We start from the raw sequence: 15974 nt of genomic DNA on the forward strand, positions 1-15974 counted from the left end.
AATCAAAGGAAATACGGTACCGTAAGGATTTTGAGTTATTAGTTGCCTCAGTCAAAGGTTATAGTAAAAAAATGGATGTTTACTATCTCTACTTTAGTATCTTTTATTTTCTTCAAAAACGGAAGGAAAAGAAAACAGAAAATTCAATTAAAATTCGTGCGACGTTAGTGATACTGTCTCAATCTTTAATTCCCTAGCCTGTATCATTAATTCACAGAGTGGACAGTCAAATAATACGTGTAATTCAAACCCTGTTTCAGTTTTATAGATTTCATCATATAGCCACCAAGAACCTTCTAATTGTTCTGGAATCAAACATTTCTCGACATCACTAAAAGTTAGTTTTACATTTGTGCCATACCAACCTACTCCTGTTCCAGCTATAATAAGCGTAATTGTAGATTCAGTTGAAGAGAAAGATAATACTTCTCCATCGTGCAATGATTTTGTATGTATTTCAAGAACTTGAGATGGGAGCTGCTCTTTTATTTCTTCAAATTGTTCCATATACTGTTTACTTAAATCGTGACTACGACTTCGATGATTTTCATTCCACTCTTCAGCCATTTTTCGTAATTCTTTTGATGGATATTCAGTTTTTAAAGAGCCATCTAAAATATATGGATGAAATGGCGCTGGAAGAAATGTTAATAAATCATCTTTTCGCCATTCCAACTCTGCTTGTAACATTTCAATATAGCTCGTCCCATCTTCGTTTTCCCAATTTAAACTTTCTTCCCAATCTTCTCTAGAGTCAGGAAAAGTTAAAAAACCCTCGACTTGCATTTCACGATACCAATTTTGAGTGAAATATTTCACTTTAAAATCCCCCATTCGTACATTTCTTACTAATCTTTATCTTGACCTCTAAGAAAAGCTAAAGAGGTGATTTTTAGAACTCCTAGCACTTCCACTATTTAAGTCAGTAGCTCTTCAGTGAAATAATCCAATACCATACACCCTGCTCCTTGAGCAACGATATTGTAGGCTGTTGTTGATTTAATAATCTGGACATTACTATTTGGATAGTGCATTAGTCGATTTTGTGCTGTTTCAGAAGCCACTTCGTAAAAAAGCGGTTTTGGTACTAAGGTTCCTCCACAGATGACTATATCTGGACGCATTAAGAAAATTAAATTGCTAAGCCCGATGCCAAAATAATAAGCCGCATCCTTCACTATCTCTAAACAAAGTGGATCTTCTTGCTCTAAAGCATTTAATATATGGTGAAAATCGATATTTTCTACATTATTAACCTTTTCTTGAAGAGATGAAAAATTACCACGCTTCAAACGATGTACTACTTCATTACGAATGGCTGGCAAACTGCTATATGCTTGGAGACAGCCATATGCCCCACACGAACAAAGTCTCCCATGTATATCAACGATAACATGTCCAAAAGCGTCGGCCATTTCGTTTTTATTACTAACCAATCTCCCCTGTAAAATTGTCCCGCAGCGAATCCCCATATCACTTGAGACAAAAATTAAATTATCTGTTTTATTCCAATAGTTATTACGGTATTCAGCTAATGCTGCCAAATTTGTTCCATTATCTAAAAATACATGGGTAGCATTTTGTTGTTGTAAATAGTCGACAATGTTTAGATGATCCCACCCTCCCGCGGGAAACAAATGAGAATTTATAATAGCTCCGCTCTCTTTATCAATTGAATCAATGACCCCTACTCCGATTCCTAGAAGTTTATCTGTTGGAATGTTGTATTTAGCTAATAACTCATTAACGCATCGAGTTACAAAATTCAACGTGTACTCTCCCGTACAATGTAATTCCATCTTCAATTTTTCGACATCTATAATATTTAATTTTAAATCTAGGAGCAATACCGTGGTGTATAAACTAGTTATTTCTACCCCAATTAAACAGTATTTATCCGAATTAATGACGTACATTAATGGCTTACGTCCACCACTTGACTCACCAATTCCACTATCATATATAAGTCCTTCCTGTACAAGCTCATCTAATAATCGTGTACACGTTACGTGTTTATATCCCGTTAATTCAGTAAGTGTGTTTATTCTAACTGGCCCTAACTTACGGACTAAGCTATATAAAAGTTTTAGACTTTTTGTTTTCGGTGATGTTAAACCTTCAAATTGCTTTAACATATACTCCTCCAAAAAATGAATTTATCAATCACCTATATTTTATCTGATTTCTTGCTAAAGAAGAAGTTAGATAATCCAGGCTTTTTTCATTATATATAAAAAGAGCTGAGTATATCGACTATTTACCGCATACTCCAACTAAATTACTTTACACTTTTTTTCAAAATGATTTTAAGTTATTTACATTAGCTATTTTATCGATTACACTGTGTTTAATAGATTGTTATTCTAAATGGAAGATTAGTAACAATTTATAAAGAAGTTTATCTAAGGAGGAATATTAAATGCATAATTCACAGAATATTGCGGAAACTAAAGATTTTATCATGAGTAAAACTGACTATCGTCCAACAATCGGTTTGATTTTAGGTTCAGGGTTAGGAGCTCTTGCTGATGAAATTATAAACCCTTACAAAATTCCTTATAGCGAAATTCCTCACTTTGCAAAATCTAACGCAATCGGTCATGCAAACGAATTAATAATCGGAGAATTAATGGGAAAGAAAGTGGTGGCAATGAAAGGCCGCTTCCATTATTATGAAGGTTTTACTTTAGATGAAGTCACTTTCCCAGTACGTGTAATGAAAGCGCTGGGAGTAGAAAATCTTATTATTACGAATGCCTGCGGTGCCATTAATACAGACTTTTCCCCAGGTGATTTAATGTTAATTACTGATCATATAAATTTAGTCGGTACAAATCCATTAATTGGGCCAAATAATGATGAATTAGGAACTCGTTTCCCTGATGTTTCTCAAGTATATAATCTTGATTTACGCAATATTGCTTCTGCAGTATCTAAAGAACAAAACATTAACTTACAAGAAGGTGTTTATGCTTGGTGGAGTGGGCCAGCATATGAAACTCCAGCAGAAATTCGTATGATACGTACATTAGGCGCAGATGCGGTAGGGATGTCAACAGTACCGGAAGCTATCGTAGCTATTCACGGAAACATGAAAGTGCTTGGCATTTCCTGTTTAACAAATATGGCGTGTGGAATTTTAGATCAACCATTAAGTCATGATGAAGTCATTGAAGTGGCAGCTTTAGCAAGAGACAAATTTATTAAATTAGTAAAAGAAACTATTTCAAGAATGTAGTTCTTATATTTTTTTGGTTCATCACCAAAGGTTAAAACGTTGGTCATTAATTGATTCAAGTGAAAGCAAGCGAGATTCACGTCTTCAAAAAACGCCATGCTAGAACGAAAATCAACCCCACATTATGGTGATGAGCCTTTTTATGCTACCCTTTTTTTCTAAATGATAAGAAAAGTTAATTAAAGTCAAAACTTAAAATGGGCTTCATCACCTTTATCAGGAGGGGTAAAAAAATGGGAATCAAATCACGTCTTAGAATAATGATTTTTCTTCAGTTTTTTATTTGGGGTTCTTGGCTTGTTACACTTGGTGCTTACATGATCAATACGTTGAGCTTTACTGGCGCACAAGTTGGACTCGTTTATAGTTCAAAAGGTCTTGCTGCAATCCTTATGCCAAGTCTTATCGGTATTGTGGCTGATCGTTGGGTAAAAGCAAATATTTTATATGGAATTTTACATTTCCTTGGAGCGATTGCATTAGTTACAGCTGCTCAAATTTCAGACCCTTCTATTATGTTTTGGATAATGTTTTTTAATTCATTAGTTTATATGCCAACGCTTGCTTTATCGAATACGATTTCTTATGTTTCCTTAGAAAACAAAGGGCTCGATATAGTAAAGGACTTCCCACCTATTCGTGTTTTCGGGACGATTGGTTTTATTCTTGCGATGTGGATTATTAGTCTAGCAAAAATTGAATTGAGCAATATTCAGCTATACATAGCTGGGGGTGCTTCGATATTGCTTGCACTGTATTCATCTATGCTTCCCGACTGCCCAACTTCAAAGATAAAAAAGGACAAGTCGTTGGTAAGTCTTTTAGGATTAGATGCCTTTGTTCTTTTTAAACAAAAGAAAATGGCGATGTTTTTCGTTTTTGCAATGTTATTAGGTGCTGCATTACAAATTACGAATACATTCGGCGATCCATTTTTACATGACTTCGCGTTGAACCCTGACTATAAAGATAGCTTCGCTGTTAAATATCCAGCTATTTTATTATCAGTGTCACAAATGTCAGAAGTAATCTTTATTCTTACCATTCCATTCTTCTTACGTAGATATGGAATTAAAAGAGTAATCCTAATCAGTATGCTCGCATGGACGTTACGATTTGTATTTTTCGGATTCGGAAATCCAGCCGGTGTAGGATTCCTCTTGTTAGTACTATCGATGATTGTTTACGGTTGTGCCTTTGATTTCTTTAATATTTCAGGGGCCATTTTTGTAGAAAAAGAAGTAGATCCTCGAATTCGTGCGAGTGCTCAAGGCTTATTCAGCACTATGGTTAATGGGGTAGGTGCCTATGCAGGAGCTATTATTAGTGGAAAAGTAGTCGATTATTTCACTGTAGATGGTGTGAGGGATTGGCAAAATATATGGTTAACTTTTGGAGCGTATACACTCGTTCTTGCGATAGCGTTCGCGATAATTTTTAAATATAAGCATGATAGTGATGCAATGAAAGATGTAAGTTAATTTTAATAAAGCGGGGTTTTTATATCTCCAACTAAATAATGTTCCTTGCAGTTAAAAGATATAACGAAAAGGCCAGTATTCAATATTTTGAATCACTGGTCCTCCCCATTATCTCATAGAATTAATTATTTTCACCATGCCATCAACGGTAATAGCGTTTGCACTGACTTCATCAACAATAAAAGTGTATTGAAAATCATTTTTCACGATATTAAAAATGACAAAATCTAAGCTTTTATAATAAACCATTTCATTTCCATCAGGTAATTTCACTGCCCTAGCCCCCTTTGGAAATGAACGTTCATATTCATTGTCGGTTATTTCTATCATATAATGTGTTCGACCTGCATCCTCTACCAAATATCGGATGGATAGTTGAGGATGTTTATGATTAAATGATCCAAAAACATGAGTGAAAGTAATAGGTGGAAGTCGTGTTGGTAAAGGTATATCACGTTTAAAAACTGCTTCACTTTCTTGAATTGCTTTATTAACTTCTGTATACTCTCCACCTTCTAAATAGATTTTTTCTAAATCAGTAGTAATTGCTTCCGCTTGATTTATTTGAAAACATAGAAGGAGTAAAAGACATACACTCATTTTCCTCAATTGATTTTTAACCTCCTGATTTCATGTTCCTTTACTTTCTCCTAAATCAGAAGATATATGAGTTTTAGTCTTTTCAAGTCCTTTGTAAAACCTTTAAAATATCTTGAATTTCTATTAAATTATCAATGATATAATTTGCTTCAACACTTTGCCATGCATCATTTCGTTTCCAAATAGTCGTCATCCCTACTTTTTTAGCAGCTTCCACATCATTAAATGGATGATCACCAACGTAAATACTTTCATTAGCTGTTACTTCTAGCTTAGATAACGCTCGATCAAATATTTCTGCATCCGGTTTTTTGATGCCCTCCCATTCAGAGATAAGAATCACATCAAAATCATTTTCAATTCCTAACGCACGTATATTATCTAATTGAAATTGCCCATAACCATTTGTAATCATCCCAAGTTTTAAGCCTTGCTTCTTCAAATTGTGCAACATGCTATGTAAGTTAATAAATGGAATACAACAATGCTTAAATTCCTGCAGGTAATCCTCTAACATGGTTTTTGAAGATAACTCAATCGATAATTCTTCGATTAATTGTTGATAGACTCTATCTTTCCATACATAGCCATGATTATCCAGCTCAATAAAGCGTTGAACATAGTTCTCCTTTAAAATGTGTGATAGATTCGGCTTTAATCGCTCGTATTGCTGTTCAATAAATGAAAGAATTGAACGATCACGATCTAACAATGTTCCATCTAAATCAAAAATCACCGCTTGAATCATTAATATGCATCCCCTTTATTTAAATCTCCATTCTACAACTCTTTTCGTTTTTTCACTGCCACTACCGCTATCATTATCATTACTAACTTCATCACCAAAATAAATGCGTAAATGCTAAAGGATATGATTGCTGGCAAAAGCACTAACCACCAAGACCATGCGATAACATCCGTTAGCTTTAATACTATAAAGACAATTGTTAATACTTCAGCGATTCCCATATTCACACCACCATACACCTGATTTTCATCATACCGAAATTAGTTTCTTGTCGTTAATTCTTCTGAAGCATCAAACTTTATTGTTATACAACTATTTAAACACTTTACTTGAAATATTTAAAACTTTTTAACTTTTATTAAAATTGACGAACTTTCACAACTGGTAATTCGTCTAATTATTGGAAACTTTAAATTCCAGAGTAGAAAAAAAGGAGAAATGATCATGAAAAAACCGATTAAAAGAACTTGGATGATTGCTTCAGCACTAACAATAGGTATGGCTGTTCTAACACCACTTCAAGCAGGAGCTACAGCACTAGAACCAACAAATGGTGTTACTGTTCAAATCGAACAACAAGTTACAGGAACGATTAAAGGAATCAGTGATGACGGGATTTATCTAAAAGGTAGAGAAGGTAAAAATTACTATATCAACTTCTATAAATTTTCTGAAGAACAAATAGCAAAAATGAACCTAGTAGAAGGACAGGAAATCACAGTTGAAGGCAGCGCAGTAGAGGATTATTCAGATTTCTATACATTCGAAGTTTATAAAAAAGAATTGCCTAAAGAGGTAACAAATGAAGATTTAACAAAATTAGAAAAAATGTTTAACGAAGCGAAGAAGCTGCAAAAAGAAGCTACAAAAGCGGATGAAAATAAAGCGATTGAAGAGGCAGAAAAGAAATATGAAGAAATGCATAAAATTTATTTAGACATGGGTAAAATTATTAAGCCATATTATTTAGCTACTTGGCAACCTGAATCATTTGAAGAGTATATAGAAAATTACGGATTTAGTGAAAAAAATATAGTTATAGATGAAAATGATAAAAAACAGCTTAAAGCCATTTATGAAGAATGGATAAAGCTTGAAAAAGATAGTCAAGAGGAAATGGCTAACGAAAAAATGAATGAGTTTCGCAAAATTCTTCAACAGTATTTTGATAAACTTTATCCAACTCCAACATTTGAAGCGTTTATCGAAAGATTTGAGTTAGATATCCCTGCTGAAGATTTTGCAAAACTAAAAAATATTTATGATAATGCTCAAAAAGCAGAAAAAGATGACAATGCTGATGTGTCTGTAAAACTATGGGAAGAATTCTATTACATCATTGATCAATTCATAACGCCTCAAACATTTGAAGAATACATGGCTGACTATGAATTCAAAGTTAGCGAAGCGGATAGCAAGCAATTAAAACAGCTTTATGAAGAAATCTTAAAGCTAGATATAAAAGAAGACAAAGCAAAAATTGAAGAGAAATGGGAAGCATTTAACAATATTTTAGACCCCTATTTCAAAGCAAATAAAGATATTCTAATTTCACCTTCTAAACTAACAGTTAACGGTCAAGAATATCTTCCACAATAAGTAAAAGAATCGAGGAATCCCAACGATCATTTAAGATGATTGTTGGGATTCCTCTTTTTTATTCGACAATAATATTTAGGGATTTTTCCCAAAGTATATACCATACTGCAATCAGTTTACTTCTATAGAAAAGATATAAGAAAATCTTCCTTTTGCCCCTCTTCCGATATAAATCCCCTTCTCTTTTGAAACAGAGAAAACATTACCTTGTACTTTTACATCACCTCGATAGATAGTTTCTTAAATCTAATTTTAATTTCACTTTGAGGTAAAACAGAACAGTTCTTTTCAAATAATTTCTGGTGGTAGAATTTTATCAACACATTCATTGTTTATAATATTTCTCCAATAATATGTACCTTGTACTGTTTGTGCTTTATTTAATCAGACTGCTCAAACTCTAATGCTATGTTTTAAAATTTTTTTAAAAATAATGAACCTTTTTAACTGGAAATCCGTCTAAATATTGGTAACGTTAAGTTCCAGAGTAAATAAAAGGGAGAAATGATTATGAAAAAACCGATTAAAAAAACTTGGATGATTGCTTCAGCTTTAACAATAGGAATGGCTGTTTTGACGCCACTTCAAGCAGGAGCTACTGCAGTAGCCCCAACAAATGGTGTTACTGTTCAAATCGAACAACAAATTACAGGAACGATTAAAGGCATCTTTGGGGATGGGATTGATTTAAAAGGCAGAGATGGTAAAAACTACTACATCAGCTTTTATAAGTTTTCTGATGAACAACTAGAAAAAATGAACTTTGTAGAAGGACAGGAAATCACAGTTGAAGGTAGCGTAGCAGAGGATTATTTAGACTTCTATACATTTGAAGCTTATAAAAAAGAATTGCCTAAAGAGGTAACAGAAGAAGAGCTAACAAAATTAGAAAAATTGTTTAATGAAAAGAAAAAGCTGCAAAAAAAATTGTCAAATGAAATGACAGAAGAAGAATATGAAAAGATATTTGAAGAAATCAGTAAAATCTACAGAGAAATGGATAAAATTACAAATCCATATATATTAGCTAATTGGCAACCTCAAACATTTGAAGAGTTTATAGCAGATTTCGGATTTAATGAAAAAAATATAGTTATTGAAGAAAATGATAATAAACAGCTTAAAGGTATTTACGAAGAATGGGTAAAACTTCAAAAAGAGGGTCAAGAGGAAAAGGCTAACGAAAAAATAGATGAATTTTACAAAACACTTCTACCATATTTAGATAAACTTTATCCAACTCCAACATTTGAAGAATTCATGGAAAGATATGAGTTAGATATCCCTGCTGAATCTTTAGCAAAATTAAAAGATATTTATGATAAAGCTCAAAAAGCAGAAAAAGATGACAACGCCGATTTGTCTGAAAAACTATGGGAGGATTTCTATTACATCATTGATCAATTCATAACGCCTCAAACATTTGAAGAATTCATGGCTGACTATGATTTCAAAGTTAGCGAAGAGGATAACAAGCAATTAAAACCGCTTTATGAAGAAATCTTAAAGCTAGATAAAAAAGAAGACAAAGCAAAAATTGAAGAGAAATGGGAAGTATTTAATAATATTTTAGAGCCCTATTTTAAAGCAAATAAAGAAATTCTAATCTCTGCTACTAAAGTAATAATTAACGGCCAAGAATATACTCCACAATAAGTAAAAAATTCGAGGTGTCTCAACGATTGTTGGGATTCCTCTTTTTGTTAAATCCACAATAATTTTCCGAGATTTTTTCCAAAGTCTATTCCATAGTGCAATAAGTTTACTTCTATAGAAAAAATATAAGAAGAACTTCCTTTTACCCATCTTCGGGGGTGTCTCAACAATCATTGAAAATGATTGGTGGATTCCCCTTTCTTTAGACTCAAAGTAAAACTTCGTCGCAAAAATAAACTATTTAAATAATTCGATAAATTTGATAACCTTTAAATGTTTAATACGAATGCTTATATGAAAAGGAGTGATGAATTGACATTTTATCTAGCCAAAACAATTGCTCGTTAGGGGACGAATGCCGAAGTCAGTGATTATAGGAGAACACCTACTAGTGGAAGATGGAGCTGTCCGTCTTACAGTGGTTGGCACAAATATACAAAATCAATCGTGGTCCGGATCAAAAGATGAAATAAGTCTTTGTGAAGCAGGAACTAGAAGTAATCGTTTTGAAGAACAAGACGGTGAATTGGTTCATTCCCTATAAAAGCCTGATACTACTATTGTAGAAAAAGAAAACGGAACCATTTCTCCAATGTTGAAATAATATATTGGAGGAAGAGCAATTGAGTAGAAAAAATGAGAATACAGCATTTCAATGTGAAAATTGCAGTACGATGGTTGAACCATTAACCAACGGAAGTTTCAGAAATCATTGTCCAAACTGTTTATTTTCTAAACATATGGATCATGTTCCCGGAGACAGAGCGAGTACTTGTAAAGGTTTGATGAGACCAATTGGAGTCGATTATACAGGAAAAAAAGGCTTTCAACTTATCCATCAATGTACAAAATGTCAAAAGATTAGTCGAAATAAAATAGCTGTTGATTCCATTCAAGAGGATCAAGTTATTCAATTTATGCAATCAATCGTATAGTGAAGTAATTTATTATTCGAAGACACATTGGAAATTAACCTTCAATGTGTCTTTTACTATTTAAAATCAACCTATTCATTTTACCTCTATAGCAAAAATATAAGAAGAACCTCCTTTGTCCCATCTTCCAGAAATACTATATATATAAGTCCCCTTCTCTTTCGGTACAGAGAAAACATTATCTTTTACCTTTACTAGCTTAATCTCATCGCTGCTCAACCATTTATCTACTTCTATCCCATCAATCGGTGGTTTCTTAAAACTAATTTTAATTTCACTTTGTGGTGAAACAGAAAATGGGACAATTTTTTTATTAGCAATAATTTCAGGTGGTGGAATTTTATCAACACATTCATTATTAATAATATTTTGCCAACAATATGTACCTTGTACAAAAGGTACCTCTTTGCCTTCCAACAATACAACAGGCTTTGGTGGTCCAGCATTAAGTAATATAATCATCCAGATAAATGCGATAATAAATAACATGCTAATTATCTTTAGACTTCTCATTTAAAATCTCTCCTATCCAGCATATATGACTGCTAATATCATTTCATTGCAGTGGAAATTAAATTTTACTAACCCGCCATTTACATTATGTATAACAAAAAAATGAATTAAGTGAATAATTAGCAAGCCTATATGACACATTACATATAGGAGGTGGAAGAGTAATGTCTAAAATAATTGGTGTGGAACAATCATTAACAAACGTTGAAGATGCTTTAAAGGCAAAAGGTTATGAAGTTATTCAACTTCGTACTGAAGAAGATGCAAAAAAATGTGATGCCTGTGTAATCACTGGGCAGGACAGAGATATTATGGGAATTAGCGATCCTATCATGGCAGGACCTGTTATTGACGCTGACGGTCTTTCTGCTGACGAAGTACTTCAACGTGTCGATAAATATTTCCACTAATAAATGACTTGGTGCTGTCGCTGTAGTTTTTGGACTATGGAGCAGCACCTTTTACTATTTATGTGATTATAGAGTGCTCATTATTAAATTCGCCAATTCAGGTCTTTTACAATTTCTATGCTTGGATTCTTACAAATTTTATCTATTTTTTTCATAAGCTCTTACTACAAACAAAATCTTGTTGTGCTTTTTTAGAATACTTTATTTGCATCATTTTAATTCTCTTTTAGCCCCATTGCATCTAACATTGTTGTGAATTTAGCAGAGATCTCATTGAATTCACTATCCTGTAATGAACTATTAACAATTCCCGCTCCCGCAAATAATGTAATATCTTTATTATTTATCTCTGCACAACGAATGGTGATAACCCATTCCCCATCACCATTACTGTCCATATACCCTACCAAACCTGTATATAATCCCCTTTTAAATGGCTCTGTTTCCTGTATACACGCAAGGCAATGATGCCACTTTTCGGAAAAACAGATGAACACTGTTTAATCATTTTAGGTGGTACCCAATCACCAGATAACAAAATGGTTTTCATTGTATCGATATTTATCTGCTCTATTTCATCAACATTTAGAAGCATTTTCATAAGTGCTGGTACTGTATTCCACAGTGTTATCTTCTTCGTTTTGATACACTCTAGCCAGTGATCAGCATCATATAGGTGTCCTTGTTCAGGATAAACAATCGTACCACCAACGGATAATAAACCAAAAATGTCATAGACTGAGAGGTCAAAATTGAGTTTTGATAATGCCAGAACACTATCATTACTCGTAATACAAAATCGTCTATTAATATCTTCAATTGTATTCATAGCTGAGGCATGGGACATGGCTACACCTTTTGGTTCTCCGGTTGAACCAGAAGTGAAAATAATGTAAGCGAGAGCGTCTGAATCCCCTTCATAAACTTCATATAATGATGTTTCAACTTCTTCAAATTGATTGTAGAGTATTAGTTGTTCCTTTAAGCTGCCATATAGTGGATCTGGTCCATCAACTAAAATGGCCGTTACTTGACTTTGATCGATTATTTTTTTATTCGCCTAATCGGCTGTGCCTTATCAATTGGAACATAGACTGCGCCTAAAGATAATAGTGCTAACACACTAGTAACTTGATATACAGATTTATCGGAGATGATCGCTACTTTAGTGCCTTCTTTCACCTGATACTGCTGAAGTAAGGTTCCCAATTTATACACCATGTCGCGCAGTTCTTGATATGTATAATGATGATCACCATCGATAATCGCTATTTTATTTGGCTGTAGCGATGAAAATGGATATGTTTAGGCCTTTGAGGTGAACTATACGCTGAAACAACAAAAGGTAATTCCCTAGGAGACATGGAGAAAAATCCGTAAGTTACAATTTCTCCTGTCGGCTTCTTCCTCCTACCGTTCAGCACTTTAGAAGTTCTAATTCCTAAATTATTTATTTCTTTCCTAACTACCTGTAAATTATCTTGCTTAGCTATATCTTCTTTATATCCTTCTAAAGCAAAATCTATTAAGCCTTCCCGTTGATCCATCCATTTCATCCAACGCTCGTGCATCGAATTTCCATAAATGATACCTAGAGGAACACTAATAGGTGACATAAACCATTTCATTTCAAACAATTCAATAAAAGGACCTTGTTCAAACCATATAAAAGCATTAAGTGAATTTTTAGGGTTCCTCCCCCACTCAACTTGAAATCCAGCCTTTTCGAAATTACTAACAGCCTTTTTAATATTGTTCACTCTGCATTGGATATGACTGATTTTTAACAAATAAATTCCACACTTTCTAATATATTTTAGAATATGGTAAACTTAACAAACTAATTGATAATGAATATCATTTTCACTAGTTTGTATTAAATACTAAAATATTCTAAAAATAATTACAATAGTATATATTAGTTATTTTTGTTAACTATTTTCCATTTTTATTATTAGTTGACATTGATAATCATTATCAAATATACTCGATTTGGATATACCCTAAATATTCCAAATAACAAATCAATTTTTATTTCTTATTTTGAAAGGAGTAATTACTATGCAAAAAAAAATTGCATTACGGACAGAAGACTTTATGACAGTTGGAATTTATACGAGTATTTATTTCGTTATTCTATTCGCAATCTCGTTACTAGGTTACATGCCCATTTTTAATGCTATCTTACCTGTTCTAATTGGCATTTTTGGTGGAGTTCCATTTATTTTGTTTTTAGCAAAATCTGAAAAGTTCGGCATGATTACCTTAAGTGGGGTTATATGTGGATTAATTATGATGTTGATGGGTGGAAATGGTTTCTATCCTCTTCTAGCTGGGCTGATCTGTGGCCTTATTGCTGACGTACTTTTTATAAAGCTTAGATCAAATTCTTTCACTATGTCTCTCTCATATGCTGTGTTTAGTTTATGGACAATTGGCATGTACCTTCCTATTTACATTCATAGAACAACTTATTTTTCTAATATTACCGCTCAATATGGTGTTGAGTATGCAAATACATTAAACAGTTACATTCCCGATTGGACATTATTTCTTTTCGTTTTTGTGACATTTATTGCAAGTCTTATAGGAGGCGCAATTGGTACGAGACTTTTATCAAAGCATTTTATGAAATCGGGGATTGTATAAATGGAACGAAGCAGCTTTCAGATAGATCCAAGGACCAAATTATTGTTGACACTTACTATCAACATTGTCACAGTGAGTGCTCCCCAAATCGGTTGGTTCCAATACATACTTCCAATCTTATGGTTTATTCCAGTTATTTTATTGTTCATTTATCAAAAATATAAGGTAGCATCTTATTATCTGATTTTACTGTTGTTTGTATCAATCTTTCAGTTTACTATTGCTCCTTATTTACATGGTTTTATTTTTTATTTGTCACTAGGGATAATCTCCATTTCCTTACGATTACTTCCCGGTATCATGATGGGCTATTTTTTATTGACTACTACGTCTATAAGTGAGCTTATTGCAGCGATGGAGACATTACATTTCCCTAAAGGTTTAATTATTGCACTATCTGTTATGTTTCGCTTTTTCCCCACACTCAGTTATGAGTATCTATATATTCAGCAGGCAATGGCATTCCGTGGGCTGACAGGACCCTCCGTGTTATTTCATCCCATAAAAGCAATGGAATATCGTCTCATTCCGCTCATGGTGTCCGCCTCAAAGATTGGGAATGAATTAACGATGACATCATTAACACGTGGATTATCCGCGCCAGTAATGAGAACAAATGTATGCCAGCTTCATTTTTACGCGCAAGATTTTTTGTTGATCTTCATAAGTACTTTAATATGGTTAGTATTCTTTTGGGAGGTCCTTTTATGATTCGACTCAAGAATGTTTCATTTCAATATAGCAATCAAACAAAAATGACATTACGAGATATTAATTTAAATATCTCACAAGGCGAAGTAATTGTACTATGTGGTAAATCCGGTTGCGGAAAAACAACAATTACAAGATTATTGAACGGTCTTATCCCCCATTACATAGGTGGACATTTGGAAGGTTCAATACTTTTGGATAATGAAATCATTCAAGATTTGGAGATTCATGAAATTGCTAAACGCACCGGTTCAGTCTTTCAAAATCCTAAAACACAATTTTATAACATCGATACCGATAGTGAGCTTGTCTTTACGGTAGAAAACTTTGGATTGCCGTCAGAGAAAATACTCGATAGAAAAGCTGCAATCGTTGAACAGCTTGGCCTACATCCTCTTTTAAAACGGAATTTGTTTCATCTATCAGGTGGTGAAAAACAGCTTATAGCATGTGCTTCTGTTGCTATTCATGATCCCCCAGTTATCATCCTTGATGAACCCTCAGCGAATTTGGATGATGAAGCAACAACAAAACTAAGAGAGATGATTGGTTTTTGGAAACGTCAAGGTAAGACCATTATTATATCTGAACATCGACTTCATTACTTAAAGACACTCGCTGACCGATTTGTTCTAATGGAAGAAGGTAAAATTAAACATATCTTTCTACAAAACGAGTTGCTCAATATGTCTAATGAGGTGCTTTATCAGCTTGGTCTTCGAGCTATTCATCTAGAAGAATTGGTATCTCAACAGACTTCCCCTTTCAATCAGAGCTCACATTTTAAAGCTGATGCACTCACTCACTTCAATCATGATTTTCAACTTAATATAAAAGAGTTCGATCTTCCGTTTCCAACAATATTTGCTGTTACTGGTCACAATGGAGCAGGTAAATCAACGTTTGCTAAATCTTTAACAGGCCTCTACAAGAAATCCTCTCCTAGATTTCAAATAAACAAAATGACTTATAAGAAAAAACAGTGCCTTAAAGCAAGTAGTATTGTGATGCAGGATGTACATCATCAATTATTTACAGAAAGTGTTTTATCAGAAATCCTTCTTTCCATGCCTGAACCTAATGAAAGCCAGGCGCTTGAGCTGTTGTCTCTACTGGATGTCATTCAATTTAAAGATGCTCATCCTATGTCGCTATCTGGTGGTGAAAAACAGCGTGTAGCCATACTTTCAGCAATTGCAGCAGATAAACAACTGATTATTATGGATGAACCGACAAGTGGACTCGATTATCATCATATGAAACAATTTGCTGATTGCATGAACGTTTTACGAAATCAAAACAAGCAAGTATTCCTTATAACCCATGACCCTGAGATGATTTCGCTCTGTTGTGATGGAACAATTGAATTGGCTCATGGCACTATCAAGAAAATAACAATATTCAACGAACAAAGGATGTGAAACCTTGGAACAT

Annotated in this window: 20 protein-coding genes; 10 read left to right on the forward strand and 10 right to left on the reverse strand. The window is 33.6% G+C overall.

Annotated features, from left to right (window positions below):
- Nucleotides 1-147: 147 nt before the first annotated feature.
- Together ACYQ73_RS13200 and ACYQ73_RS13205 are read right to left on the reverse strand one after the other, a co-directional pair.
- Nucleotides 148-819 (reverse strand): DUF4085 family protein, encoded by a 672-nt coding sequence (locus ACYQ73_RS13200; protein ID WP_460012914.1) that lies wholly within the window; start codon nt 817-819, stop codon nt 148-150.
- 98 nt (nt 820-917) lie between these two features.
- Nucleotides 918-2135: an ROK family protein gene (locus ACYQ73_RS13205; RefSeq protein WP_460012915.1), complete on the reverse strand. Its 1218-nt coding sequence runs from the start codon at nt 2133-2135 to the stop codon at nt 918-920.
- A 284-nt stretch (nt 2136-2419) separates the two neighbouring features.
- On the opposite strand from ACYQ73_RS13205, the gene ACYQ73_RS13210 reads away from it, so the two are divergent.
- Both ACYQ73_RS13210 and ACYQ73_RS13215 read left to right on the forward strand, forming a co-directional pair.
- The gene (locus ACYQ73_RS13210; RefSeq protein WP_460012916.1) at nt 2420-3238 is read left to right on the forward strand and encodes a purine-nucleoside phosphorylase; all 819 of its coding nucleotides are present in this window, start codon (nt 2420-2422) and stop codon (nt 3236-3238) included.
- 233 nt (nt 3239-3471) lie between these two features.
- Nucleotides 3472-4719: a nucleoside permease gene (locus ACYQ73_RS13215; protein WP_460012917.1), complete on the forward strand. Its 1248-nt coding sequence runs from the start codon at nt 3472-3474 to the stop codon at nt 4717-4719.
- A gap of 108 nt (nt 4720-4827) precedes the next feature.
- Here the strand turns inward: ACYQ73_RS13215 and ACYQ73_RS13220 are convergent, their stop codons facing one another.
- From ACYQ73_RS13220 to ACYQ73_RS13230, 3 genes are all read right to left on the reverse strand, one after another.
- Nucleotides 4828-5328, reverse strand: a complete 501-nt coding sequence (locus tag ACYQ73_RS13220) for a hypothetical protein (RefSeq protein WP_460012918.1) — start codon at nt 5326-5328, stop codon at nt 4828-4830.
- Between the two features lie 73 nt (nt 5329-5401).
- Nucleotides 5402-6067: an HAD family hydrolase gene (locus tag ACYQ73_RS13225; RefSeq protein WP_460012919.1), complete on the reverse strand. Its 666-nt coding sequence runs from the start codon at nt 6065-6067 to the stop codon at nt 5402-5404.
- 32 nt (nt 6068-6099) lie between these two features.
- A complete protein-coding gene (locus ACYQ73_RS13230) occupies nt 6100-6288 on the reverse strand; it encodes a transmembrane Fragile-X-F protein (protein WP_460012920.1) in 189 nt (62 codons plus the stop codon).
- Nucleotides 6289-6511: 223 nt separating this feature from the next.
- Here ACYQ73_RS13230 and ACYQ73_RS13235 point away from each other — a divergent pair, with 223 nt between their 5' ends.
- From ACYQ73_RS13235 to ACYQ73_RS13250, 4 genes are all read left to right on the forward strand, one after another.
- Entirely contained in the window at nt 6512-7666 is a 1155-nt protein-coding gene (locus ACYQ73_RS13235; protein WP_460012921.1) for a hypothetical protein, read from the forward strand.
- A 510-nt stretch (nt 7667-8176) separates the two neighbouring features.
- Entirely contained in the window at nt 8177-9322 is a 1146-nt protein-coding gene (locus tag ACYQ73_RS13240; protein ID WP_460012922.1) for a hypothetical protein, read from the forward strand.
- Nucleotides 9323-9677: 355 nt separating this feature from the next.
- Nucleotides 9678-9866, forward strand: coding sequence for a hypothetical protein (locus ACYQ73_RS13245; RefSeq protein WP_402873391.1), 189 nt, complete (start codon nt 9678-9680; stop codon nt 9864-9866).
- Nucleotides 9867-9945: 79 nt separating this feature from the next.
- A complete protein-coding gene (locus ACYQ73_RS13250; RefSeq protein ID WP_460012923.1) occupies nt 9946-10257 on the forward strand; it encodes an RNHCP domain-containing protein in 312 nt (103 codons plus the stop codon).
- Nucleotides 10258-10332: 75 nt separating this feature from the next.
- On the opposite strand, the gene ACYQ73_RS13255 is transcribed toward ACYQ73_RS13250, so the two are convergent.
- Nucleotides 10333-10770 carry a hypothetical protein gene (locus ACYQ73_RS13255; RefSeq protein WP_460012924.1) on the reverse strand — a complete coding sequence of 146 codons (438 nt, stop codon included), beginning with the start codon at nt 10768-10770 and terminating at the stop codon, nt 10333-10335.
- 164 nt (nt 10771-10934) lie between these two features.
- Between ACYQ73_RS13255 and ACYQ73_RS13260 the strand changes: the two genes are divergently transcribed.
- Entirely contained in the window at nt 10935-11180 is a 246-nt protein-coding gene (locus ACYQ73_RS13260; protein ID WP_132358618.1) for a YkuS family protein, read from the forward strand.
- A gap of 215 nt (nt 11181-11395) precedes the next feature.
- Here ACYQ73_RS13260 and ACYQ73_RS13265 read toward each other — a convergent pair whose 3' ends face one another.
- From ACYQ73_RS13265 to ACYQ73_RS13280, 4 genes are read right to left on the reverse strand one after another with little or no spacing between them, the layout of a single operon-like run.
- Nucleotides 11396-11590 carry a chorismate-binding protein gene (locus ACYQ73_RS13265; protein ID WP_460012925.1) on the reverse strand — a complete coding sequence of 65 codons (195 nt, stop codon included), beginning with the start codon at nt 11588-11590 and terminating at the stop codon, nt 11396-11398.
- On the reverse strand, nt 11584-12228 hold the full coding sequence (locus ACYQ73_RS13270) for an AMP-binding protein (RefSeq protein ID WP_460013217.1): 645 nt from the start codon (nt 12226-12228) through the stop codon (nt 11584-11586). The genes ACYQ73_RS13265 and ACYQ73_RS13270 overlap by 7 nt, the downstream gene beginning before the upstream one ends.
- A complete protein-coding gene (locus tag ACYQ73_RS13275; RefSeq protein ID WP_460013218.1) occupies nt 12225-12452 on the reverse strand; it encodes an AMP-binding protein in 228 nt (75 codons plus the stop codon). Before ACYQ73_RS13275 ends, ACYQ73_RS13270 begins: the two co-directional genes overlap by 4 nt.
- Nucleotides 12449-12940, reverse strand: coding sequence for a hypothetical protein (locus tag ACYQ73_RS13280; protein WP_460012926.1), 492 nt, complete (start codon nt 12938-12940; stop codon nt 12449-12451). Before ACYQ73_RS13280 ends, ACYQ73_RS13275 begins: the two co-directional genes overlap by 4 nt.
- Before the next feature lie 301 nt (nt 12941-13241).
- Between ACYQ73_RS13280 and ACYQ73_RS13285 the strand changes: the two genes are divergently transcribed.
- From ACYQ73_RS13285 to ACYQ73_RS13295, 3 genes are read left to right on the forward strand one after another with little or no spacing between them, the layout of a single operon-like run.
- Nucleotides 13242-13829, forward strand: coding sequence for an MptD family putative ECF transporter S component (locus ACYQ73_RS13285; RefSeq protein ID WP_460012927.1), 588 nt, complete (start codon nt 13242-13244; stop codon nt 13827-13829).
- A complete protein-coding gene (locus ACYQ73_RS13290) occupies nt 13830-14540 on the forward strand; it encodes an energy-coupling factor transporter transmembrane component T (RefSeq protein WP_460012928.1) in 711 nt (236 codons plus the stop codon). It abuts the gene before it with no gap.
- On the forward strand, nt 14537-15961 hold the full coding sequence (locus ACYQ73_RS13295) for an ABC transporter ATP-binding protein (RefSeq protein ID WP_460012929.1): 1425 nt from the start codon (nt 14537-14539) through the stop codon (nt 15959-15961). The genes ACYQ73_RS13290 and ACYQ73_RS13295 overlap by 4 nt, the downstream gene beginning before the upstream one ends.
- Nucleotides 15962-15974 lie beyond the last annotated feature (13 nt).

This window comes from Lysinibacillus sp. CTST325, from assembly GCF_054665055.1.